The organism is Streptomyces sp. NBC_00435 (assembly GCF_036014235.1).
In the GTDB taxonomy this organism is placed as follows: domain Bacteria; phylum Actinomycetota; class Actinomycetes; order Streptomycetales; family Streptomycetaceae; genus Streptomyces.
Genome location: NZ_CP107924.1, coordinates 3,449,439 through 3,471,057 on the forward strand (window position 1 = coordinate 3,449,439; position 21,619 = coordinate 3,471,057).

The window sequence follows — 21,619 nt, forward strand, 5'->3', positions numbered from 1 at the left end:
CTGGCACAATCGGGAGAGTAGAGCCTCCCCGTACTCATGGGTAGGGGTCGAGCCGGGAAAGTTACCGCGAGTACGCCCTAGGCTTCGCACGTGCCGGACAACGCAGGACGCAGCAACGGGAGCGGGGACCACAGTGCGCGAATACCGCACGGAGGAGCTGGCCGAGGCCGCCGGCATACCCGTACGCACCCTGCGCTTCTACCGGGAGCGCAAGCTCCTGCCGCCACCCCGCCGCGAGGGCCGCATCGCCTGGTACGACGAGCACCACCTGGCCCGGCTGCGCACCGTGGCCGCCCTGCTCGAGCGCGGCCACACCCTCGGCGGCATCGCCGAACTGACCGTCGCCTTCGAGAAGGGCCGCGACGTCGGCCAGCTCGGCGAGCTGCTCGGCATCGGCTGGTCGGAGGAGACACCGGTCCGTCTGACCCCCGAGGCCCTCGCCGACTACTTCGAGGGCGAGGTCACCCCGGAGAACCTGGCTGCCTCGCTCGACCTCGGTTATCTCGCCACCGACGGCGAGGAGATCGTCCACGTCAGCCGCAGGCTGCTGGACGTCTCCTCCGCGCTGGTCCGCGAGGGCGTACCCCTCGCGGCCGTCCTGGAGGCGGGCCGGGCGGTGCGCGAGCACGCGGACGCGATGGCGGCCCTGTTCGCGGAGCTCATCCGCACGCACATCGGGCAGGACGCGGTCGCGCGGCTGCGCCCGCTGGCGAAGAGCGTGGTCGAGGCGGAGCTCACGATGGCCATGGACCGCCTGCGCCCGCCGGCGCCGGGTCAGGGCCCCGAGTCCGCCCACACCACTCACACCACCCACACCGCTCACTCCATTCAGCCCACTGGGACCACTCAGACCCCGAGCTCGTAGGCCACGGTCACGGGCGCGTGGTCGGACCAGCGCTCGGGGTGCGTCTCGGCCCGTTCCACGAACGCCTTGACGGCCTTGGCGGCCAGCCCCGGCGTCGCCACCTGCAGATCGATCCGCCAGCCGGCGTCGTTGTCGAAGGCCCGCCCGCGGTAGGACCACCAGGAGTACGGCCCCTCGGTGTCCGGGTGCAGGCTCCGTACGACGTCCACGTAACCGGCGGCGTCGTACACCTCCCCGAGCCACTCGCGCTCCTCGGGCAGGAAGCCGGCGTTCTTCCGGTTGGTCTTCCAGTTCTTCAGGTCGGCTTCCCGGTGGCAGATGTTCCAGTCGCCGCAGACGACCACCTCGCGCCCGTCCGCCGCGGCCCGCGCCCTGAGCTCCTTCAGATAGCCGAGGAACTCGCCCATGAACCGGTACTTCTCGTCCTGCTTCTCGGTCCCGGCCTCACCGGAGGGCAGGTAGAGGCTGGCCACGGTCACACCGGGCAGATCGATCTCCAGGTACCGCCCGGAGCCGTCGAACTCCTCGCTCCCGAATCCGACCTGCACCCGCTCCGGTTCCCGCCGCGTGTACAGCGCGACCCCGGCCCGCCCCTTGGCGGCGGCCGGCGCGAACACCGTGTGCCAGCCCTCCGGCGCCCGCACCTCCTCCGGAATCTGCCCCTCCTCCGCCCGCACTTCCTGCAGGCAGACGACGTCGGCGTCCGACCCGGCGAGCCACGGGGAGAACCCCTTCTTGGCGGCGGCGCGGATCCCATTCACATTCACGGAGGTCACGATGAGCATCCCTGCACGATAGCCGGAGCGTTCCGTAGGCTGTCCGGATGTCTCAGGAGATCCAGCTCCGCGCCGTGTCGTACGACCATCCGGACGCGGTCAAGCTCAACGACCAAGTACAGATCGAATACCAGGTCCGCTACGAGGGCGAGGGCGATGTCACGTTCCTCGACCCGGCGATGTTCAGCCCGCCCAGCGGCCTCTACCTCCTCGCCTACGACGCCGCCGGCGCGCCGATAGCCAGCGGCGGCTGGCGCGCGCACGAGGCGAACGACGAGGGATACGCGGACGGCGACGCCGAGCTGAAGCGCATGTACGTGATCCCCGAGGCCCGCGGCCTGGGCCTGGCCCGCCGCATCCTGGCCGCCCTGGAGGCCGACGCCCGCGCGGCCGGCCGCGTACGCATGGTCCTGGAAACGGGCGACCAGCAGCCGGAGGCCATCGCCCTCTACCTTTCGGAGGGTTACACCATGGCGGCCACCAAGTTCGGCCACTACCGCTTCCACGACTCCAGCCGCTGCATGACCAAGCCGCTGAACCCGGGCGCCTGAGCCGCACACACCACTGCCGCGCCGCCCCGGAACCCCCCGGGAAGCGCGGCAGTTTCCGGCGCCGGTTCCAGCACCTCGAGCACACCCCACGAACGCCGAAATCCCGCCAGGTCTTTCGACCTGACGGGATCTCATGACGTTCCCGGGAGCAACCCGTGAACTGTCGTTTGTGGACCTGTGGGGATTTGAACCCCAGACCCCCTCGATGCGAACGAGGTGCGCTACCAGACTGCGCCACAGGCCCTTGCGACGTGTGAAACATTAGCATCCCCGCGCGGCTGCTCCAAAACCGATATCGGGAGCGTCCGCGCAGGTCATCGATCACTCGTTCGCGGCGCGCGGGCGCTCGTCGCCCTCGTACTGGTCGAACAGGGGCGTACGGGCCGCGTCGCGTGCGCGGCCGCGGGGCGACGGGGGTGCCGGCTGGGCGCGCAGGCGGGGTTCCGTCGGCTCGGCCGTGCTCGAGCGGGTGGCGCTCCAGGGGTCCGGGGTGGCCGGACCGGTGGCGCGCGGGGCGACCGGGGCCGTCACGTACGTCGGCAGCGGGACCGGGACGGGCTCCCAGCTGTCACCGCGGGCGGGGCCGCGTTCGCGTTCGCGCTGCTGGTCCACCCACTCGGCGTGGTCGGTCTGCTCGACCAGGGCGCGCCGGCCGGCCTCCTGCGGGGAGACGGGTGGCGCGGGGTCCGGGTCGGAACCGGCCGCGGCGGCGTCCTCCGAGGAACGGCGCCGGGGCCGGTTCTCCCGGAGGCGCCGGGCGGCGGCCTCGGCGCGCCGCCGGTCCATCGTGAACTCGTAGCGGCGTCGCTCCTGGACCCGCAGGTGCACGATGTACGTGCTCAGCAGCAGGGCGGGGACCGCCGGGGCCCACAGGTACTGGAGTCCGCCCACGGCGGCGACGACCGCACCGAGGGTGAAGATCAGGAAGAGCAGCGCGGTGGTGCGCCGACGGCGGGCCAGGACGACCAGGCGCTGTTCGCGGCGGGCCCGCTCGGCGCGGTCGGCCCGCTCGGAGGCGGCCGATCTCGGCTCCGCCCGGGTCGGCGGGGGCACGACGACGGCCCGGGCGTCGGCGTCCACGGAATTCACCGTTTCCGTCGCGGCATCCGGGTCCGTGGGGGGCTGGGACCACGCCTCCTCGTCACCGCGCTCACGCAGCCCCTTGGCGTAACGGCGCTCCATTCCCGCCCGGCCGGAAAGCAGCCGGATGGCAGTGGAGAAGCGTTCCGTCGGACGGGCTTCGTTCAGCTCGTCCTGCCTCCGGAGCCACATGGGCACCAAGTAGGCGGCCCAGGCCCCGACAATGACTGCGTAGATGAGGCCGCTGCTGCTCACACCCCACACCGTAGAGGGGCGCGGCCGGGCGGATCCGCCAATTGGGACGGCGTGTCGCACGATCTCGCTGATATCACGGACTTTTTTTGTGATTCTTCGGATCAGGTTATGGGCGAATCGGTCATTGAGCGAAAGAATTCGAACGAATATCCGATTCTCATTAAGTCTGCGACGCGGGACCGTGCGGATGACGCTCCCGGTGCCAGCGGCGCAGCAGCCCTTCCCGCACCTCCTCCACCGTCAGCGCGTACACGAGATGATCACGCCACGCGCCGTCGATGTGCAGATAGCGGGGGCGCACCCCTTCCTCGCGGAATCCCAGTTTCTCCACGACCCGCCGGCTCGGTCCGTTCTCCGGCCGGATGCACACCTCGATCCGGTGCAGCCCGACCTTCGTGAAGCAGTGGTCCACCGCCAGCGCGACCGCCGTCGGCATCACGCCCCGGCCCGCCACCTCGCGGTCCACCCAGTAGCCGACGTGGCCGGCGCACATGGAGCCCCAGGTGATCCCGGCGACCGTCAGCTGGCCCACCAGGCGGCCCTGGTACTCGATGACGAACGGCAGCATCCGGCCCGCGTTCGCCTCGGCCCGCAGATGGCGGACCATCTGGCGGTACGTCGGCCGCTGGATCACCGGCCCCCAGGGCGCGGGCGGCGGAATGGTCGCCTCCCACGGCCGGAGCCAGTCGCGGTTACGGCGGTTGACCTCGCGCCAGGCGGCCTGGTCCCGCAGCTTTATCGGCCGGAGCGTGACGTCCCCGTCGGTCAGCACCACCGGCCATGAGGGGCCGTTCAGCTCGCGCTCCCGGGTCTGTCCGCGGGCCGGGGGTGGTCGCCGCCGCGGATCTGGTCGACCGCGTGGAGCAGCACCCGGGACAGGACGGCGATCCCGTCGCGGACCCCGCCCGTCGAGCCCGGCAGGTTCACGATCAGGGTGTGGCCGGCCACACCCGCCAGCCCCCGCGACAGCGCCGCGGTCGGCACCTTGTCCAGGGACTCGGCGCGGATGGCCTGCGGGATGCCCGGGATCTCGTAGTCCAGCACACGGGCGGTGGCGTCCGGGGTCCGGTCGGTCGGCGAGATCCCGGTGCCGCCGGTGGTCAGGATGACGTCGTACGCGGCGGCCACGCCCTCGCGCAGGGCCGCCTCCACGGGATCCCCGTCGGGGACCACCCGCGGGCCGTCCACCGCGAAGCCGAGCGCGCGCAGCCCCTCGGCGAGCACGGGTCCGCCCTTGTCGGCGTACACGCCCTGCGATGCCCGGTTCGAGGCCGTGACCACGAGCGCGCGCAGCGTCGCGGCCCCTGACGGCGTCCCGGACGGGACCTCGTTCGTGGCCTCGGACGTCGCCGGAACCGGCTGCGGCCCGTGGCTGTGGCTGTGGCTGTGGACCTCGCCGCCGCGCGGGGCGTTCACGAACGCGCCCAGTCGCCGGACTTGCCGCCCGTCTTCTCCTCGACCCGCACGTCGGTGATGACCGCGCCCTTGTCCACGGCCTTCACCATGTCGATGACGGTGAGCCCGGCGACCGCGACGGCGGTCAGGGCTTCCATCTCGACGCCCGTGCGGTCGGTGGTCCGGACGGTGGCGAGGATCTCGACCGCGTCGTCCACGACCTTCAGGTCGACCTTCACCCCGGAGACGGCCAGCGGGTGGCACAGCGGAATCAGGTCGGGCGTCTTCTTCGCGCCCATGATCCCGGCGATCCGCGCGGTGGCGAGGGCGTCGCCCTTGGGCACGCCCTCGCCCCGCAGCAGTTCGATCACCCGGGGGGAGACGAGCACGCGCCCGCTGGCCCGCGCCGTCCGCGTCGTGACGTCCTTCTCCGAGACGTCGACCATCCGGGCCGCCCCGGCCTCGTCGATGTGCGTCAGCCTGGTGCCCGCGGCGCCGCCGGCGCTGCTCTGCGTACTCATATCTGCGTGCCGCTCCCGTCCGGGCCCCGCAAGGGCCTGTGTGGTGCAACACGCTACCCGCATCCGCGCTGCCTCAGCCGAGCAGGATCACTTCGAGCTCGGCCCCGGGTTCCACCGAGGTGACGTCCTCCGGTACGACCATCAGCGAGTCGGCGTGCGCCAGCGCGGCGATCAGGTGCGAGCCCGATCCGCCGACCGGGCTGACCGTGCCGGTCCGGGCGTCGTACTTGCCGCGCAGGAACTGGCGGCGGCCCGCCGGGGAGCCGAGCGCCTTGTCGGCCTCGAGCACCGCGCGCACGCTCGGCCGGCTGACCTCGGAGACCGGCAGGCCCATGAGGGCGCGGATCGCGGGGCGCACGAACAGCTCGAAGGAGACGTAGGAGGACACCGGGTTGCCGGGCAGGGCCAGCAGGGGGGTGTGGTCGGGGCCGATGGTGCCGAAGCCCTGGGGCTTGCCGGGCTGCATGGCGAGCTTGCGGAAGTCGATGCCCGCGCCGTCCACGCCCTCGTCCCCGGTGGACAGGTCCGTGAGCGCTTCCTTCACCACGTCGTACGCGCCGACGCTGACCCCGCCCGTGGTGACCAGCAGGTCGGCCCGGATGAGCTGGTCCTCGATGGTGGAGCGCAGGGTGTCGGCGTCGTCGGCGACGGCTCCGACCCGGTAGGCGATGGCTCCGGCGTCCCGCGCGGCGGCGGCCAGCGCGAAGCTGTTGGAGTCGTAGATGGTGCCGGCCGTCAGCGCCTCGCCCGGCTGGACCAGTTCGCTGCCGGTGGACATGACGACGACGCGCGGGCGCGGCCGCACCCGTACGGTGCCCCGCCCGATGGCGGCCAACAGCGCGATCTGCGGCGGGCCGAGGACCGTGCCCGCGGCGAGCGCGAGGTCCCCGGCCTGTACGTCGCTGCCGCGCGAGCGCACGTGCGCACGTGCCTCGGCCGCGCGGTGGACCCGTACCTCGCCGGCGGCGCCCTCGGGCGACTCGCTGGCGGGGGTCATGCCGGAGGCGGCGCCGCCTCCGGTGCCGCCGTCGGTCCACTCGACCGGTACGACGGCTTCCGCGCCGGGGGGCAGCGGGGCGCCGGTCATGATGCGGGCGGCCTGGCCGGGGCCGACGGTCGGCAGCTCACCGCTGCCGGCCGCCACGTCCCCGATGACCTTCAGCACCGCGGGGAACTCCTCGCTCGCGCCCTGGACGTCGGCGGTCCGGACGGCGTAGCCGTCCATCGAGCTGTTGTCGAAGGGCGGGAGGGCGACGGGCACGGTGACGTCCTCGACCAGGACACAGCCCTGGGCGTCCAGCAGTTGGAGCTCGATGGGCTCCAGCGGCCGGACCGTGGCGAGGACGTCCGCCAGGTGCTCGTCCACCGACCAGAGGCGCTGCCGGTCAGTGTCCTGCGGTGCGTCGGGCTTGCTCAAGGTGCTACATCTCCTCCGTGACGTAACGGTGAAGCCAGGTGCGGAACTCCGGGCCCAGGTCCTCACGCTCGCAGGCGAGTCGGACGATGGCCCGCAGGTAGTCCCCGCGGTCCCCGGTGTCGTAGCGGCGGCCTCGGAAGACCACGCCGTGCACCGGGCCGCCGAGGGTCTCGTCGGCGGCCAGCTTCTGCAGGGCGTCGGTCAGCTGGATCTCTCCACCGCGGCCCGGCTCGGTCTCCCGCAGTATGCCGAAGATCGCGGGGCTGAGGACGTACCGTCCGATGACCGCGAAATTGCTGGGGGCGTCAGCGGTGTCCGGCTTCTCGACGAGGCCGGTGATGCGGACCACGTCGGGGTCGTCGGTGGCCTCGACCGCGGCGCAGCCGTAGAGGTGCACCTGGGCCGGGTCGACCTCCATCAGCGCGACGACGGTGCCGCCGCTGCTCTGCTGGATCTCCGTCATCCGGCTCAGCAGCGGGTCGCGGGGGTCGATGAGGTCGTCACCGAGGAGGACGGCGAAGGGCTCGTCGCCGACGTGCGGCTCGGCGCACAGGACGGCATGGCCCAGGCCCCGGGGGTCGCCCTGGCGGACGTAGTGCATGGCGGCCAGGTCGCTGGATTCCTGGACCTTCTTGAGCCGGTCGTCGTCGCCCTTGGCGATGAGCGCGGACTCCAGCTCGTAGTTGCGGTCGAAATGGTCTTCGAGGGCGCGCTTGTTACGGCCCGTGATCATGAGAATGTCGTCGAGACCGGCCGATACGGCTTCCTCGACGACGTATTGGATGGCCGGCTTGTCCACCACCGGGAGCATTTCCTTGGGTGTCGCCTTGGTCGCGGGGAGGAACCGAGTGCCGAGGCCCGCGGCCGGAATAACGGCCTTCTTGATCACGGGGTGCAACTGAGTCATGGGCCGAACGATAGTCGCTCGTGGACCGGACCACGTGAGTTCGATATGAACATGTGCCTGTTTGCACCGATAGGAAGGGATATCAGCCAGCCGTGGCAGAGAACCAGCCCTCACGGGCCAAAACGGCCCTGCGCCGAGAACTTCTCGCCGCCCGCCGCGCCTTGTCCGACGACGCCCTGCGTACGGCGGCCCGCGCACTGTCCCGCTCCGCTCTCGCACTGCCCGAGCTGGCCGGGGCGCGGACGGTCGCGGCCTACGTCTCCATCGGCTCCGAGCCCGGCACCCGGGAACTGCTCGACGCGCTGCGGGCCGCCGGAAAGGACGTGCTGCTGCCCGTCCTGCTGCCCGACAACGACCTCGACTGGGCGGCGTACGAGGGCCCGGGCAGCCTGGCCGGGGTGGCTCACCCGGGGAAGATGCGGCTCCTGGAGCCTGCCGGTCCGCGCCTCGGCCCGGACGCGGTGAGCGGCGCCGACGCCGTACTGCTGCCCGGACTCGCGGTGGACCGGCGCGGGATGCGGCTCGGCCGGGGCGGCGGCTCGTACGACCGGGTGCTGGAGCGGCTGGAGCGTGCCGGGGCGCATCCCGCGCTGGTCGTGCTCCTCTACGACGACGAGGTGGTCGCGCGGGTCCCGGAGGAGCCGCACGACCACCCCGTGCGGGCGGTGGCCACCCCGTCGGGGGTGGTGCGCTTCAGTTCATGAACCGTCCGTGCTCATGAACCGTCCGTGCTCATGAACCGTCCGGCTTGAGGGTCAGGGTGTCGACCGTGGCCTTGTCCACGGCGTCCTTGCCGAAGGGCCAGTCCAACAGTTCACCCTTGGCCCACATCGTCGTCTGGTCCGTGTAGTGGTCGTGGTACGCGTGCCCCGAGGCGCCCGTCAGGTTGATCCAGCGGGACTTGTCGAGGTCGTTGAGGTTGACGACCATCCGCATCGACGGCACCCAGGTGACCCCGTACCCGCTGGAGGCGTTCCACCCGGTCGCGTTGACGGTGGCCTCGCCGCCGCCCAGGTTCCACGGGCCCCGGTTGAGGAGCCACTGCAGGTAGCCCGGGCCCTCGGTGCCGATCGTCTGGTTCTTCAGCATCAGCTGGTGCAGCCGGCCCCAGCTCCAGGTCGACTGGTCCTTGCCGAGCTTGGCGGTCAGCTCCCAGCGCGCGTCCTTCATGGCCCGCGCGAAGAGCTGGTCGCGGGTGGTGGTGGCCGCCTCCCCGCGGCGGGCGGCGGGCGCCTGCCACCATGCGGACCTCTCGTCCTTGACCAGGCGGCGGACCACCTCGAACCAGCGGTCGCCGCCGTCCGGCTGCGCCGAGTCGGAGGCGCGCGTACCGCACTCGCGGACCATCTTGGCGAGGTCGTCGGCCGGTCCGGTCGTCTGCTCGGGGACGTTCATGCAGCTGCCCTCGACGCGCAGCTCCTTGGGCATCTTGTCGCCGAAGGCCAGCTTGAGGATGTTGCGCCAGACCGCGTTGAAGTAGGCGGCGGCGGCCGAGTCGGGCTCCTGGGTGTAGTTCCAGCCCTCCAGCAGCTTCTGCGCGGAGCGGACGTCCGGGTCCGAGACCTCGATCTTGGCCAGCATGGGGGTCAGCAGCGCGGCGATCTCGCTGCTGTTGTCCATCTGCATGGTGCGCATGTCGTCGGTGGAGATCTTCCCGCTGTCCTTGATCTTCGCCTCGATGAGGTCGTTGATCCGCTGGCTGCGGGCGCCGTAGCCCCAGTCGGTGGTCAGCAGGTACGGGTACTTGCCGGTGCCGCTCTCGGTCACGGCCTGGTTCGCGGTCACGATGAAGCCGCGGGACGGGTTGAGCTCGTACGGCATCTCGTCCTGCGGGACGTATCCCGCGGTGCCGTCCTTGCCGCCCTTCCAGGCGTACTTCGAGTCCCAGCCGGGGGCCGGCATGCGGCCGTCGCCGGTGGTGCGGATCGGGATGCGGCCCGGGGCCTGGTAGCCGATGTTGCCGTTCGGGCCCTTGTTGTCGGCGTAGATCAGGTTCTGCGAGGGGACCTCGAAGTCGCGGGCCGCGGCGCGGAACTCGCTGAAGTTCTTGGCCCGGTCGAGCTTGAAGACGGCGTCCATCGACTTGCCGGGGTCCAGAGCGGTCCAGCGCAGGGCGACTCCGTAGCCGTTGCCGCGGTCGGGCGCGGAGCTGGCGACGGGGGCGCGGGTTCCGACGGTGGTGATCTCGTCGCTGCGGTCGGAGATCAGCGGGCCGTTGTTGGTGCTCCGGACCGTGATCTTCTTCTCACCGCCGCCGACGATCTTGATGACCTCTTCGCGGGTGGTGAAGGGGACCGTTTTGCCGTCGTAGACGTAGCCCTCGGGCTTGACCTGCTCCAGGTAGAGGTCGGTGACGTCGGCGCCGAGGTTGGTCATGCCCCAGGCGATGTCGGCGTTGTGGCCGATGACCACGCCCGGCATGCCGGAGAAGGTGAAGCCGGCCACGTCGTACTGGCAGGCGGCCGAGGCCGCCCGGCAGTGCAGGCCCATCTGATACCAGACCGAGGGCAGCTGCGGGGAGAGGTGCGGGTCGTTCGCGAGCAGCGGCTTGCCGGTGGTCGTGTACTGGCCCGAGACGACCCAGGAGTTCGAGCCGATGCCGCTGCCGGCGGGACCGAGGATCGCGGGAATCTGGTCGAGGGTGTTCGCGAGCGCGCTGAGGTGCGTGCGCAGGCCCACGGTCGCGCCCTGGGCGGTGGCGTTGCCCGCCAGCCCGGTCTGCGCATCGGCCGCGCCGCCGGTCCGCGCGGAGGCCTGGGAGCCGGTGGTGCCGCCCTGGCCGCCGGATCCCACGCTGCTGCCGGAGCCGGGACCGGCGGCGGGGTTGTACTTGCCGCCCTTGACGGAGCCGCCGTCGACGATCGGCCTGTTCCGGTCGAAGGGGTACGGCGGGTAGAGGTCGTCGATCTGCGTCTGGGAGAGCTTGCCCGTCATCAGCGCGCGGTCGATCTCGTCCTGCATGTTGCCGCGCAGGTCCCAGGCCATCGCCTTGAGCCAGGCCACCGAGTCGACCGGGGTCCACTGCTCGGGCCGGTAGTCGTCGCTGAGCTTGAGGGCGGCGTGCTCGACGGAGAGGTCCTTGCCGGACTTCCCCTTCAGGTACGCGTTGACCCCGTCGGCGTAGGCCTGCAGGTACTTCTTCGTGTCCGGCGACAGCTTGGTGTCGTACTCCTGCTGGGCGACCTGGCGCCAGCCGAGCGTGCGCAGGAACGCGTCGGTCTCGACCTGGCCGGCCCCGAACATCTCGGAGAGCCGCCCGGAGGTCATGTGGCGGCGTACGTCCATCTCCCAGAACCGATCCTGCGCGTGCACGAAGCCCTGAGCGCGGAAGAGGTCCTCGTCGGTGTCGGCGTACAGCTGGGGGATGCCGTTGGCATCGCGCTTGACGTCCACGGGCGCCGAGAGGCCGGGGACCTTCAGGGAGCCCGTGGTCTGCGGGAAGGATCCCCGCACGCTGTCCAGGCTCCAGTACGCCCCGTACCCGAGGCCAGCGAAGAGCGCCAGCACCAGGACGAGCACGATCAGACGGGCGCGTCGTCCCTTCTTCTTGACGGAAGGGGCGGTTTCGTTGGCGGGCATCGCTGTCCTTAGAGGGGCAGGGTGGTCCTGGGAGTGCTGGGAGCAACCATAGGCGCAGGACCGGGTTCGTTGATCCGCCAGGGGTCGAGCTCGTGACGAGCAGGTCATGAGGACAGAGCCCCGCAGGCGTTTCACAATGTGGCTATCGAGTAAAGGGCGCGTCAAAGATTAGGTAAGGTAACGAAGTACTTGCCGTCCGTGCCCGCTGCCGGAACGATCCGTCAGTCCGACGAGGGTCGTTCCGTCATTGCCAGGCACGTCGAGGAAAGGGCCGCCCGCTGACTGTCCACACGCTCAATGAGCTCCTGCTGGTCTGCTCGCTCGTGCTGCTCGTCGCCGTGGCGGCGGTGCGCGTCTCTTCACGCAGCGGCCTCCCCAGCCTGCTCATCTACCTCGGCATAGGCATCGCGATAGGCCAGGACGGCATCGGCAACGTCGTCTTCGACAACGCCGAGCTGACGCAGGTCATCGGCTACGCCGCGCTCGTGGTGATCCTCGCCGAGGGCGGTCTGGGCACCAAGTGGAAAGAGATCAGGCCGGCCCTGCCGGCCGCGATCGTGCTGTCGCTGGTCGGCGTCGCCGTCAGCGTGGGCGTGACCGCCGCCGGAGCGCACTACCTGGTCGGCCTCGAATGGCGCCAGGCCCTGCTGATCGGCGCGGTCGTCTCCTCGACCGACGCGGCGGCCGTGTTCTCCGTGCTGCGCAAGGTCCCGCTCCCTTCCCGGGTGACGGGCGTACTGGAGGCCGAGTCCGGCTTCAACGACGCACCCGTGGTCATCCTGGTGGTGGCCTTCGCGACGGTGGGGCCGGTCGACGAGTGGTACGTCCTCATAGGCAAGATCGCCCTGGAGCTGACGATCGGCGCCGCCATCGGACTGGCGGTGGGCTTCCTGGGCTCGTACGGGCTGCGGCACGTGGCCCTGCCCGCCTCGGGCCTCTACCCGATCGCCGTGATGGCCATCGCCATCACCGCGTACGCGGCCGGCGCGATGGCGCACGGCTCCGGCTTCCTGGCCGTGTACCTGGCGGCGATGGTGCTCGGTAACGCCAAGCTCCCCCACTGGCCCGCCACCCGGGGATTCGCGGACGGGCTCGGCTGGATCGCCCAGATCGGCATGTTCGTCCTGCTCGGCCTGCTGGTGACCCCGCACGAGCTGGTGCACGACTTCTGGCCGGCCGTCATCATCGGGCTGGTGCTGACGATGGTGGCGCGGCCGCTGGAGGTCTTCGTCTCACTGCTGCCGTTCCGGCTGCCCTGGCAGGAGCAGGCCCTCATGTCCTGGGCCGGCCTGCGCGGCGCCGTGCCCATCATCCTGGCGACCATTCCGATGGTGTCCGGGATCGAGGGCAGCGAGCGGGTCTTCAACATCGTCTTCGTCCTGGTCGTCGTCTACACCCTGGTGCAGGGCCCGACCCTGCCCTGGCTCGCGCGCAAGCTCAAGCTCCGCGACAACGACGAGGCCGCGGCCGACCTGGGGATCGAGTCGGCGCCGCTGGAGAAGCTGCGCGGACACCTGCTGTCCTTCGCGATCCCGCCCGCCTCGCGGATGCACGGCGTCGAGGTGAGCGAGCTGCGGCTGCCGCCGGGGGCGTCCGTCACGCTGGTCGTGCGGGACGCGAAGAGCTTCGTACCGGCGCCGTCGACCGTGCTGCGGCGCGGGGACGAGCTGCTGGTGGTGGCCACGGACCCGGTGCGCGACGCCGCCGAGGCGCGGCTGCGGGCGGTGGCCCGGGGCGGCAAGCTGGCGGGGTGGCTCGGCACGGGCGGCGCGGAGCCGAAGGGTTAGAGCGACTGGCCGGGCGAGGTTAGAGCGGCGCTCTAATTCAACATTTTCGAGGCCCTATGCCCGTATTCACCCGGGTTTGGGTGGTACCTGAATGCGAAGTTCCAGTTAATCGCAGGTGAAGACGCGCCCTGTAGCCCAATTCACAGGGTGTATCGGGCGATCTGCCTGTACGATAAAGGAACAACACATCGAACCAACTCTGCCTGACGCAGAGCTGGCGCGACCGCAAAGCGGCCGTGGCTCCCTCCCGCAGTGGGTGCCCAGGTATCACTCGGTTTTGCGCAAGAGGACAGCTCTCGGGGCTCCCACATGTACGGGTGCGACTGCTCACAAGGCGGCGCATCGTCCGCAGACGGGGAGTTCTACCAGGCAGTGGAAAGGCAAGGCCGTGACATCCGCGGTCACGACCGACAAGTCCACTCGCCCCGGCTACGGGCAGCTCCTGCGCACGCCCGGCGCCCTCGGCTTCGTTCTCCCGGGATTCGCCGCGCGACTCCCCTTCGGCATGCTGACCATCAGCATCCTGCTGCTCGTCCAGCACACCACCGGTTCCTACGGCAGCGCCGGCATCGTCGCCGCCTTCACCGGTGTCTCCATGGCCGTGTTCGCCCCGGTCATGGGCAAGCTCATCGACCGCCACGGCCAGAGCGCCGTGCTGGTCCCGGTGGCCCTCACGCACGCCACCGCCGTCAGCTCCCTGGTGGCGTTCGCGCTGCTGGGCGCGCCCGTCTGGGCGCTCGCACTGGCGGCCGTCCCCGCCGGTGCATCCGTCCCGCAGGTCGGACCCATGGTCCGGTCCCGCTGGGCGGCCAAGCTCGAGGGCTCCCCGCTGCTGCCCACGGCCGCCGCGTTCGAGTCCGTCACCGACGAGTTCACCTTCGTCGTCGGCCCGGTGCTCGCCACCGCGCTGTGCACCGGCATCAACCCGGCGGCCGGTCTGGTCACCGAAGCCGCGCTGACCCTGATCGGCGGCCTGCTCTTCGCCGCGCAGCGCGCCACGCAGCCGGGGCTCGTCGCCCGCCCGGCGCACGGTGAGAAGCACGCTCCGGCCCTGTCGTTCCACGGCCTGCGCGTCCTGATCGTCGCCTTCATCGGCATCGGCGCCGTCTTCGGCGGCATGCAGGTCTCGCTGGCCGCCTTCTCCGAGGAGATCGGCAACCCCGGCGCCAACGGTCTGCTCTACGGCGTCTTCGCCGCGGGCAACATGATCGCCGGCATCGCCTGCGGTGCCATCGCTTGGAAGATCGGCCCGCGCCGCCGCCTGCTCCTCGGCTACATCGGTCTCACCGCGGCCGCCTCGGTCCTGTGGGCCGCGGACTCGATGATCCTGCTCGGCGCGCTCGGCCTGGTCGTCGGTCTGTGCATCGCCCCGGCGCTGATCACCGGCTACACCATGATCGAGCAGCTGGTCCCGGCCGCCTCGCGCACCGAGGCCTTCACCTGGCTCACCGGAGCGGTCGCCTTCGGGCAGGCCGGCGCCGTGACCCTGGCCGGCCGCCTGACGGACTCCCACGGGTCCTCGTACGGCTTCCTCGTGCCGCTGGTGGCCACCGCGCTCGCGCTGACCATCCTGCTGGCGCTGCGTGCGAAGCTGGCTCCGAAGGCCCCGAGCCGGATCGTCAGCTCGTCCAGGCCGGCCGCTCCGGCCACGTCCGCGGCACCCGCCGGGGGTGTGAACGAGCGTGGTCTCGGTCACCGCGTGCCGGTGACGGTGGACTGATCCGCCGGAATACGTCACCATGGAGCGTCGTTAGCACTCATTGAGTGAGAGTGCCAGGAGGAAATTCGTGCCGACCTACCAGTACCAGTGCACCGAGTGCGGTGAGGGCCTTGAGGCCGTGCAGAAGTTCACCGATGACGCGCTGACCGTGTGCCCGAGCTGTGACGGACGCCTGAAGAAGGTGTTCTCCGCGGTCGGCATCGTCTTCAAGGGATCCGGTTTCTACCGGAACGACAGCCGCGGCGCTTCGTCGAGCAGCACCCCTGCCTCGAAGCCCGCGTCGACGCCCGCCGCCACCCCGGCCGCGTCGTCGTCGGCTTCGTCGTCGTCCTCGACCTCGACCTCCTCGTCGTCGTCGAGCTCCTCGGCCGCCTGACCCGCTCCAAAGCCGCATCCGATCCACCCGGGGCCCTGCCCGTCCTCACGGACAGCGGGGCCTTCGGCATGCCCCGTTAGGGTGGGACGCATGGCGAATGCAGAGATCGGTGTCATCGGCGGATCGGGCTTCTACTCCTTCCTGGAGGACGTCTCCGAGATCCAGGTCGAGACTCCCTACGGGCCCCCCAGCGACTCCCTCTACCTGGGCGAGCTCGCGGGCCGGACGGTGGCGTTCCTGCCCCGGCACGGCCGCAGCCACACCGTGCCCCCGCACAGGATCAACTACCGGGCCAATCTGTGGGCGCTGCGCTCGGTCGGCGTCCGCCAGGTGCTGGGCCCGTGCGCGGTCGGCGGCCTGCGCCCCGAGTACGGCCCGGGCACGCTGCTCGTCCCCGACCAGCTGGTCGACCGTACGAAGTCCCGCGCCCAGACCTTCTTCGACGGCGAGCCCCTCCCGGACGGCTCGGTCCCGAACGTCGTGCACACCACCTTCGCCGATCCGTACTGCCCGGTGGGCCGGTCGGTCGCCCTGGCCGCCGCGCGCGGCCGGGACTGGGAGCCCGTGGACGGCGGCACCATGGTCGTCATCGAGGGCCCGCGCTTCTCCACGCGCGCCGAGTCGCGGTGGCACGCGGCGGCCGGCTGGTCGGTGGTCGGCATGACGGGCCACCCCGAGGCGGTCCTCGCGCGCGAGCTGGGGCTCTGCTACACCTCGATGGCGCTGGTCACGGACCTGGACGCGGGCGCCGAGACCGGTGAGGGCGTGTCCCACACGGAGGTGCTGAAGGTCTTCGGCGAGAACGTCGGACGCCTGCGCGAGGTCCTCTTCGACGCCGTGGCGGCCCTGCCCCCGACCGAATCCCGCGCCTGCCTCTGCACCCATGCCCACGACGGCTGGGACCTGGGCATCGAGCTGCCGTAGGGGCGGTGCGGGGGTGGGTGGCGGAGGAGGCGCGCGGGACGGCGCCGGGGCGGCCCGCGGGGCGGCGCCGGGGCGGTGTCACATTTCCCCGGGCTGTCCGGTCTCAGCTGGTGAAGCCCGGGCGACGAGCGCCCGGCCCCAGCCCGGGAGGCACCGGCCATGGCCCGCATCTCGCTCACCCCGCCCCGCACCCTTCTCAACCGCTTCGGCGCCTGGTACTCGCACCGCACCTACGGCAAGGTCCTCGAACCGGGCCTGGCGTACGGGCACAACGCGCGCGTGCTGTTCACCTACGTCCGCCTCGAACAGCGGGTGGCGAAGTGGAGCGCCCTCGACGCGGGTCTGAAGCAGCTCGCCGTCATGGCCGCCGCCGCCCGCATCAACTGTTCGTGGTGCATGGACTTCGGCTACTGGGAGGGCCAGGAGAAAGGGCTGGACGCCGAGAAGGCCGGGAAGGTGCCGGTGTGGCGCGATACGCCGGAGGCGTTCACCGAGCTGGAGCTGCTCGTCATGGAGTACGCCGAGGCCATGACCGAGACCGCGCCGACCGTCACGGACGAACTCGCCGCCGGGCTGATCGCCCGGCTCGGGGAGGCAGGCTTCGTCGAACTCACCGCCATGGTCGCGCTGGAGAACCTGCGCTCGCGCGTCAACAGCGCCTTCGGGCTGACCAGCCAGGGTTTCAAGGAGTCCTGCGAGGTCCCCGCCAGGCGCTGAGCCCCGACTTGGCGGGCGTGTGGCCGCGCTGCGGCGGATCACGGTCGGTGTCCGACTCCCACGGGTGACGGGACTGTCCACAGGCTGGGGATCGTCCACAGGGTCCGGCGGGATCCGGCGGGGCGGTGGATCGTGAGGGGTGTCCGGGCGTCGGGTCCGGGCACCGGATCTCACTCCGTCAGGTGGTGCCGTCATGACCGCGAAGCCCCGCGTCCCTTCCCCTTCTCCTTCTCCTTCTGCTTCTCCGTCCCTCTCCCCGCCCCTATCACCGCCACTATCACCGTCCTCGCCGCCGTCCCACGTCCACACCCCCGCGCGCCCCGTTCCCTCCTTCCCCCCGCTTCGCGTGGGGCGGGCCGGAGACCGGCTGCGCAGGGCCGTGCGGCGTCGGCGGCGCAGCGCCGCGGCCGGGCTGGCCGTGGTGGCGGCCGCTCTGATGGTGGGCGGCGCCGAGGCCGAGGCCTCGCGGGGTTCCGCGCCGCCCGAGCCGAAGCCGCCCCCGGCGGCGGTACGGATGGTCTCGGCGCCGGTGCGCATCGCGGACGCGGCGACGGTGCGTCTGCTGCGGCCCGGCGACCGTGTGGACGTGGTCGCGGCTGAGCGCGGCGGGCCACCGCGGGTGGTGGCGGCGGGGGCCCGGGTCGCCGAAGTACCCAATCCTGAGAAGGGCGTTGGGGACGACGGGGCACTGGTGGTCCTGTCCGTGCCCCGGGAAACCGCGCGGACTCTCGTGGGGGCTGGCACCGTATCCCAACTGGCAGTGACGCTGTGTTGAATCGCACAAGCGCGCAGTCAAGTCACCTAGGGGTGGGAGTAGATTGGACACGCCGGGCCCAAACTGCCGTAGCTTTCGGAACCGTTGGCTCCATGTTCGGCAGATACGAAGAAGGGCTCAGTGGTGAGCGAGAAGAAGAAGGTGAGCGTGCTGGCAGGCTTCAAGGCCTTCCTGATGCGCGGCAACGTGGTCGACCTGGCGGTGGCCGTGGTCATCGGCGCCGCGTTCACGAACATCGTGAACTCGGTCGTGAAGGGCCTGATCAGCCCGGTGATCGGCCTCGTCGGCACGCAGAGTCTGGACGCCTACAGGAGTTGCATCAAGGATCCCTGCGGGGTCGGCCCGGACGGCAAGGCGACGGGCGTGGAGCTCCTTTGGGGCTCGGTGCTCAACTCCGCGCTGACCTTCCTGATCACCGCCGCGGTCGTGTACTTCCTCATGGTGCTGCCGATGTCGAAGTACCTCGCCCGGCAGGAGGCGCGCCGCAAGGCCAAGGAAGGCGTACAGGAGACCATGGAGATCACCGAGCTGGAGGTCCTCAAGGAGATCCGGGACGCCCTGGTCGCCCAGCGGGGCGCGAACGGCGGGGGCGGCATGGCGCCGGGGTCGCGCGGCGGCTACTGACCGTTCCGGCGGCTCAGACGTGGTGCGGCGGCTTCTCGTCGAGGAAGCGTGCCAGGTCCGCCGCGCTTCCGCCGGCGGGGGGCCGTTCGCCCCAGCCCCGGTCCGTGTCGTCCGAGGACTGCTGGTCCAGGGGGTCGTCGAAGACCAGCCGCGGCTTCGGCTTCGGAGCCGGAGTCGGGGTCGGGGTCGGCTTCACGGGCTCTGGGTCCCGGGGATGCTGCGGGTCGGTGGCGGGGGCGTCGCTCATGCCTCCAGGGTACGGCCGCCCCCGCCACCGGCCCCGCTCAGCTGGGAGCCTCGGCACCCTTGCGGGCGTAGAACCACCAGCACACCACCAGGCACGTGGCATAGAAGCCGATGAAGATCCACAGTGCGTTGGTGACGGCCATCGCCGCGAACATCGCGGGGATGAAGAAGAAGCCGTAGGCGGCGATGGCCGAGGAGAAACCGGTGACGGCTCCCGACTCCATCTCCGACTGCTTCAGCGCGGCGGCCTGTGCCTCGGGTCCCTTGCCCGCGGCTTCCTTCATGTGCTGGTCGCGGAAGATCACCGGGATCTGCCGGAAGGTCGAGCCGTTGCCCAGGCCGGAGAAGGCGAAGGCCACCAGGAAGCCGATGTAGAAGGGCCAGAAGTCACCCTGCTGGCCCCCGGACGGCAGCGCGAAGATCACCACGACCAGGGACGCCGCCATGCCGATGAAGGACAGGATGGTGACTCTGGCCCCGCCGATCTTGTCCGAGAGCCAGCCGCCGCCCCAGCGCGTGAGCGCCCCGATGAACGGGCCGATCCAGGCGTAGGTGGTGGCCTGGTAGCCCTGTGCCTCGAAGTTGTTCTTGATCAGCAGGGGCAGGCCGGCGGCGAAGCCGATGAAGGACCCGAAGGTGCCGACGTACAGCCAGGTCATCAGCCAGTTGTGCTTGCGTTTGAAGATGATCTTCTGCTGGCTGAAGGGGGCCGCGGCCACCTTGAGGTCGTTCATCAGGAACCAGGCGGCCAGCGCCATGATGACCAGCAGCGGCACCCACAGGAAGGCGCCGTTCTGCAGCCAGATGTCGGTGTTCTTCTTCCCGTCGTGCTGGGGTCCGCCCGCCGGGGCGCCCAGGACGGCGGCGGTGACCACCAGCGGGGCGACCAGCTGGACCACGCTCACGCCGAGGTTGCCGAGGCCGCCGTTGAGACCGTTGGCGCTGCCCTTCTCCCGCTTGGGGAAGAAGAAGCCGATGTTCGCCATCGAGGAGGCGAAGTTGGCGCCGCCGATACCGCAGACGGCCGCGATCAGCGCCAGCTCCCAATAGGGGGTGCCGGAGTCCTGGAGCGCGAAGCCCAGCCACAGCATCGGCGCCACCAGGATGATCGTGCTGAAGGCGGTGAACTTCCGCTCACCGAACATCGGCCCGATGAAGGTGTACAGGATCCGGAAGGTGCCGCCGGTGACGCCGGGAATGGCTGTCAGCCAGAACAGCTGCGACTTCGAGAAGCCGAAGCCGACGTCGTTGAGCTTGACCACGGTCACCGACCAGACCTGCCAGACCACGAAGCCGAGCATCAGGGCGGGGATCGAGACCCAGAGGTTGCGCTGGGCGACCCGGTGGCCGGTGGACCGCCAGAAACCATCGTCCTCGGGCCGCCAGTCGGCGATGGTGGCCCCTGGCTTGTAGCTCTCCGCTCGGTGCGAGCGTCGCGCCACGGGCGGGGTGGGCGTGGGTATCGACATGGTCATCGGTCCTTCGGGTCGAGGAGCCACAGTCCGATCACGACGAGGAAGGACAGGAACAGGAATCCCGCCCCCCACCAGGCCGTGCCGGTGTTCCCCTTCATCCACTCGTTGACGGTCACGGTGAGCGCCCAGAGCTGTCCGATCACGACGGTGAGGGCCAGGGCCAGACGCGCGTTGAGCTTCGAGGAGCGCTCCGGCTCCTGCTCGGAGCCGGCGCCCGGGCCCGGGCCCGTGTGCCGGACCCGGGGGTCCCCGTACCCGCTGGTGGAGCGGATCTGGGGGTACCGCTCGCGCACCGGCCGGTTGAGCCTGGGCTCGGCGCTGCCCGGGTGGTATTCCGGACGGGGAGGCAGCGGGGTGTCGCTCACGTCGACCTCCTCTCGGGGGTGGCCGCCCGGACCGACCCGGGACAGCCCAGGCGGGCGGACTCCACCGGGTGGGAATCACCGAACTGCCGGCAGAGCGCGTCCTTGGCCTGCTCTCCCGACCGGGCGGTGGCGACGGCCCAGACGCTGCCGTCGGCCTGTTCGGTCAGGAAGACCTTCGGCAGGGGGCGGGGCGGCGGACCGGCCGTGACCTCGCCGGTGCGCGCGTTGAAGACGCCCTCGTGGCACGGGCAGTACAGCTCGCCGTCGGGACCCCGGTCCTCGCGCCACAGCACCCCGCAGGCCAGGTGGGTGCAGACGGCGGAGTAGCCCACGAGGGAGCCGTCCCCCAGCCGCACGGCCAGGGCCCGGTCCTCCTCGCCGGGGAAGCGGAAGGCCACGGACTGGCCGGGGGCGAGCTGTTCGGCGACCTTCTTGGGCGCGGGCAGGCCCTCGCTGTCGCCGTGCCGGTGCAGGATGCCGGCGGCGACGCCGACACCTCCGATGGCCAGGCCGCCCGAGACGGTGGCGACGATCCGCAGGTAGTCGCGGCGGGTGGTCAGGGAGTCGGCGCTGATCCGGTCGCGCAGCTGCGCGATCGCGGCATCGGCGGCCGCGCCGTCGTCCGGACCCGGCCCTGGGTGCGGAGGGGGCTGTTCGGTGACGCTCATCGCACGTCCACTCCATTCACCTCTACGACGGGCAGGCCGCCGGGGACGGGCCACTGGACCTTGTCGGCGGGGACGACCATGGCAACGCCGGTCTGGACGACGACGTCGCCGAAGACGAAGGAGTCGGCGACCTGGACCCCGGGGCGTTCCGCCTGGAGCTCTTCGAGGGTTCCGTAGAAGAGGGCACCGGTCGGGCAGACCGTCGCGCACATGGGGGCGAGGCCGTAGGCGGTGCGGTCGTAGCAGAGGTTGCACTTCATCTGCAGCTTCGCCTGGAGGTCGATCTTCGGGATGCCGAAGGGGCAGGCGTTGACGCAGTTGGAGCAGCCGATGCAGCGGGTGGTGTCGGCCTGCTGGACCACGCCGTCGGCGGTCACCAGGATCGCGTCGGCGGGACAGACCTCGGCGCAGGGTGCGACCGGGTCCTCGCAGTGCATGCAGACGCTCGGGAGGGAGGCGACGGACATGCCGGGTTCGGTGTAGTCCAGGTGGATCATCGATTTGCCGCGGTGCGAATCGCACTCACGGCAGGCCGATACGCAGGCCTGGCAGCCGATGCAGCGACCCGGGTCGATGAAGATCGTGCGGCCCATCAT

Annotated in this window: 23 protein-coding genes and 1 tRNA gene; 10 read left to right on the plus strand and 14 right to left on the minus strand. The window is 70.9% G+C overall.

Features of this window, described 5'->3' with window-relative positions; all coding sequences use genetic code 11:
• Nucleotides 1-133 precede the first annotated feature (133 nt).
• Nucleotides 134-865, plus strand: a complete 732-nt coding sequence (locus OG389_RS15700; RefSeq protein WP_328299103.1) for a MerR family transcriptional regulator — start codon at nt 134-136, stop codon at nt 863-865.
• Here OG389_RS15700 and OG389_RS15705 read toward each other — a convergent pair.
• Nucleotides 847-1,650 (minus strand): exodeoxyribonuclease III, encoded by an 804-nt coding sequence (locus OG389_RS15705; RefSeq protein WP_328299104.1) that lies wholly within the window; start codon nt 1,648-1,650, stop codon nt 847-849. The two genes, OG389_RS15700 and OG389_RS15705, sit on opposite strands and share 19 nt — an antisense overlap.
• Nucleotides 1,651-1,688: 38 nt before the next feature.
• On the opposite strand from OG389_RS15705, the gene OG389_RS15710 reads away from it, so the two are divergent.
• Nucleotides 1,689-2,192, plus strand: coding sequence for a GNAT family N-acetyltransferase (locus tag OG389_RS15710; RefSeq protein WP_328299105.1), 504 nt, complete (start codon nt 1,689-1,691; stop codon nt 2,190-2,192).
• Nucleotides 2,193-2,362: 170 nt separating this feature from the next.
• Here OG389_RS15710 and OG389_RS15715 read toward each other — a convergent pair.
• The 7 genes from OG389_RS15715 to galU all read right to left on the minus strand — a co-directional run bounded on the left by OG389_RS15715 (nt 2,363) and on the right by galU (nt 7,767).
• Nucleotides 2,363-2,436, minus strand: a tRNA-Ala gene (locus tag OG389_RS15715).
• Nucleotides 2,437-2,513: 77 nt separating this feature from the next.
• Nucleotides 2,514-3,527: a divisome protein SepX/GlpR gene (gene sepX, locus OG389_RS15720; RefSeq protein WP_328299106.1), complete on the minus strand. Its 1,014-nt coding sequence runs from the start codon at nt 3,525-3,527 to the stop codon at nt 2,514-2,516.
• Between the two features lie 160 nt (nt 3,528-3,687).
• Complete coding sequence (locus OG389_RS15725; RefSeq protein ID WP_328299107.1) at nt 3,688-4,302, minus strand: GNAT family N-acetyltransferase; 615 nt, start codon at nt 4,300-4,302, stop codon at nt 3,688-3,690.
• Nucleotides 4,303-4,319: 17 nt separating this feature from the next.
• Nucleotides 4,320-4,820, minus strand: a complete 501-nt coding sequence (locus OG389_RS15730) for a MogA/MoaB family molybdenum cofactor biosynthesis protein (protein WP_328303823.1) — start codon at nt 4,818-4,820, stop codon at nt 4,320-4,322.
• Nucleotides 4,821-4,939: 119 nt separating this feature from the next.
• Nucleotides 4,940-5,443: a cyclic pyranopterin monophosphate synthase MoaC gene (gene moaC, locus OG389_RS15735; protein ID WP_328299108.1), complete on the minus strand. Its 504-nt coding sequence runs from the start codon at nt 5,441-5,443 to the stop codon at nt 4,940-4,942.
• Nucleotides 5,444-5,516: 73 nt separating this feature from the next.
• Nucleotides 5,517-6,860 carry a molybdotransferase-like divisome protein Glp gene (glp, locus tag OG389_RS15740; protein ID WP_328299109.1) on the minus strand — a complete coding sequence of 448 codons (1,344 nt, stop codon included), beginning with the start codon at nt 6,858-6,860 and terminating at the stop codon, nt 5,517-5,519.
• Between the two features lie 4 nt (nt 6,861-6,864).
• Nucleotides 6,865-7,767, minus strand: a complete 903-nt coding sequence (galU, locus tag OG389_RS15745) for a UTP--glucose-1-phosphate uridylyltransferase GalU (protein WP_328299110.1) — start codon at nt 7,765-7,767, stop codon at nt 6,865-6,867.
• Between the two features lie 92 nt (nt 7,768-7,859).
• On the opposite strand from galU, the gene OG389_RS15750 reads away from it, so the two are divergent.
• Complete coding sequence (locus OG389_RS15750) at nt 7,860-8,471, plus strand: 5-formyltetrahydrofolate cyclo-ligase (protein WP_328299111.1); 612 nt, start codon at nt 7,860-7,862, stop codon at nt 8,469-8,471.
• Nucleotides 8,472-8,499: 28 nt separating this feature from the next.
• Here OG389_RS15750 and OG389_RS15755 read toward each other — a convergent pair whose 3' ends face one another.
• Entirely contained in the window at nt 8,500-11,346 is a 2,847-nt protein-coding gene (locus OG389_RS15755) for a penicillin acylase family protein (RefSeq protein WP_328299112.1), read from the minus strand.
• Nucleotides 11,347-11,624: 278 nt separating this feature from the next.
• Here OG389_RS15755 and OG389_RS15760 point away from each other — a divergent pair, with 278 nt between their 5' ends.
• The 7 genes from OG389_RS15760 (at nt 11,625) to mscL (ending at nt 18,269) form a co-directional block, all read left to right on the plus strand.
• A complete protein-coding gene (locus OG389_RS15760; RefSeq protein ID WP_443059433.1) occupies nt 11,625-13,133 on the plus strand; it encodes a potassium/proton antiporter in 1,509 nt (502 codons plus the stop codon).
• A gap of 388 nt (nt 13,134-13,521) precedes the next feature.
• Complete coding sequence (locus OG389_RS15765) at nt 13,522-14,853, plus strand: MFS transporter (RefSeq protein WP_328299114.1); 1,332 nt, start codon at nt 13,522-13,524, stop codon at nt 14,851-14,853.
• A gap of 67 nt (nt 14,854-14,920) precedes the next feature.
• Complete coding sequence (locus tag OG389_RS15770) at nt 14,921-15,229, plus strand: FmdB family zinc ribbon protein (protein ID WP_328299115.1); 309 nt, start codon at nt 14,921-14,923, stop codon at nt 15,227-15,229.
• Nucleotides 15,230-15,319: 90 nt separating this feature from the next.
• On the plus strand, nt 15,320-16,153 hold the full coding sequence (locus tag OG389_RS15775) for an S-methyl-5'-thioadenosine phosphorylase (RefSeq protein WP_328299116.1): 834 nt from the start codon (nt 15,320-15,322) through the stop codon (nt 16,151-16,153).
• A 159-nt stretch (nt 16,154-16,312) separates the two neighbouring features.
• Complete coding sequence (locus OG389_RS15780; protein WP_328299117.1) at nt 16,313-16,870, plus strand: carboxymuconolactone decarboxylase family protein; 558 nt, start codon at nt 16,313-16,315, stop codon at nt 16,868-16,870.
• A gap of 346 nt (nt 16,871-17,216) precedes the next feature.
• A complete protein-coding gene (locus OG389_RS15785) occupies nt 17,217-17,645 on the plus strand; it encodes a hypothetical protein (RefSeq protein WP_328299118.1) in 429 nt (142 codons plus the stop codon).
• 120 nt (nt 17,646-17,765) lie between these two features.
• Nucleotides 17,766-18,269, plus strand: coding sequence for a large conductance mechanosensitive channel protein MscL (gene mscL / locus OG389_RS15790; protein ID WP_328299119.1), 504 nt, complete (start codon nt 17,766-17,768; stop codon nt 18,267-18,269).
• A 13-nt stretch (nt 18,270-18,282) separates the two neighbouring features.
• On the opposite strand, the gene OG389_RS15795 is transcribed toward mscL, so the two are convergent.
• Genes OG389_RS15795 through OG389_RS15815 form a run of 5 tightly spaced genes read right to left on the minus strand, consistent with a single transcriptional unit; the run spans nt 18,283 to nt 21,619 of the window.
• Nucleotides 18,283-18,516 carry a hypothetical protein gene (locus OG389_RS15795; protein WP_328299120.1) on the minus strand — a complete coding sequence of 78 codons (234 nt, stop codon included), beginning with the start codon at nt 18,514-18,516 and terminating at the stop codon, nt 18,283-18,285.
• A 37-nt stretch (nt 18,517-18,553) separates the two neighbouring features.
• On the minus strand, nt 18,554-19,984 hold the full coding sequence (locus tag OG389_RS15800) for a NarK family nitrate/nitrite MFS transporter (protein ID WP_328299121.1): 1,431 nt from the start codon (nt 19,982-19,984) through the stop codon (nt 18,554-18,556).
• A 2-nt stretch (nt 19,985-19,986) separates the two neighbouring features.
• Nucleotides 19,987-20,355, minus strand: a complete 369-nt coding sequence (locus OG389_RS15805) for a DUF6755 family protein (protein ID WP_328299122.1) — start codon at nt 20,353-20,355, stop codon at nt 19,987-19,989.
• The gene (locus tag OG389_RS15810) at nt 20,352-21,023 is read right to left on the minus strand and encodes a QcrA and Rieske domain-containing protein (protein ID WP_328299123.1); all 672 of its coding nucleotides are present in this window, start codon (nt 21,021-21,023) and stop codon (nt 20,352-20,354) included. Before OG389_RS15810 ends, OG389_RS15805 begins: the two co-directional genes overlap by 4 nt.
• On the minus strand, nt 21,020-21,619 hold the full coding sequence (locus tag OG389_RS15815) for a 4Fe-4S dicluster domain-containing protein (protein WP_328299124.1): 600 nt from the start codon (nt 21,617-21,619) through the stop codon (nt 21,020-21,022). Before OG389_RS15815 ends, OG389_RS15810 begins: the two co-directional genes overlap by 4 nt.

What these genes read in the sequence shown, in the direction of transcription:
- OG389_RS15705 (WP_328299104.1), bottom strand. Translation starts at nt 1,650, where the DNA reads ATGCTCATCGTGACCTCCGTGAATGTGAATGGGATCCGCGCCGCCGCC.
- OG389_RS15710 (WP_328299105.1), top strand. Translation starts at nt 1,689, where the DNA reads ATGTCTCAGGAGATCCAGCTCCGCGCCGTGTCGTACGACCATCCGGAC.
- moaC (WP_328299108.1), bottom strand. Translation starts at nt 5,443, where the DNA reads ATGAGTACGCAGAGCAGCGCCGGCGGCGCCGCGGGCACCAGGCTGACG.
- galU (WP_328299110.1), bottom strand. Translation starts at nt 7,767, where the DNA reads ATGACTCAGTTGCACCCCGTGATCAAGAAGGCCGTTATTCCGGCCGCG.
- OG389_RS15755 (WP_328299112.1), bottom strand. Translation starts at nt 11,346, where the DNA reads ATGCCCGCCAACGAAACCGCCCCTTCCGTCAAGAAGAAGGGACGACGC.
- OG389_RS15775 (WP_328299116.1), top strand. Translation starts at nt 15,320, where the DNA reads ATGGCGAATGCAGAGATCGGTGTCATCGGCGGATCGGGCTTCTACTCC.
- OG389_RS15780 (WP_328299117.1), top strand. Translation starts at nt 16,313, where the DNA reads ATGGCCCGCATCTCGCTCACCCCGCCCCGCACCCTTCTCAACCGCTTC.
- OG389_RS15795 (WP_328299120.1), bottom strand. Translation starts at nt 18,516, where the DNA reads ATGAGCGACGCCCCCGCCACCGACCCGCAGCATCCCCGGGACCCAGAG.
- OG389_RS15800 (WP_328299121.1), bottom strand. Translation starts at nt 19,984, where the DNA reads ATGTCGATACCCACGCCCACCCCGCCCGTGGCGCGACGCTCGCACCGA.
- OG389_RS15810 (WP_328299123.1), bottom strand. Translation starts at nt 21,023, where the DNA reads ATGAGCGTCACCGAACAGCCCCCTCCGCACCCAGGGCCGGGTCCGGAC.
- OG389_RS15815 (WP_328299124.1), bottom strand. Translation starts at nt 21,619, where the DNA reads ATGATGGGCCGCACGATCTTCATCGACCCGGGTCGCTGCATCGGCTGC.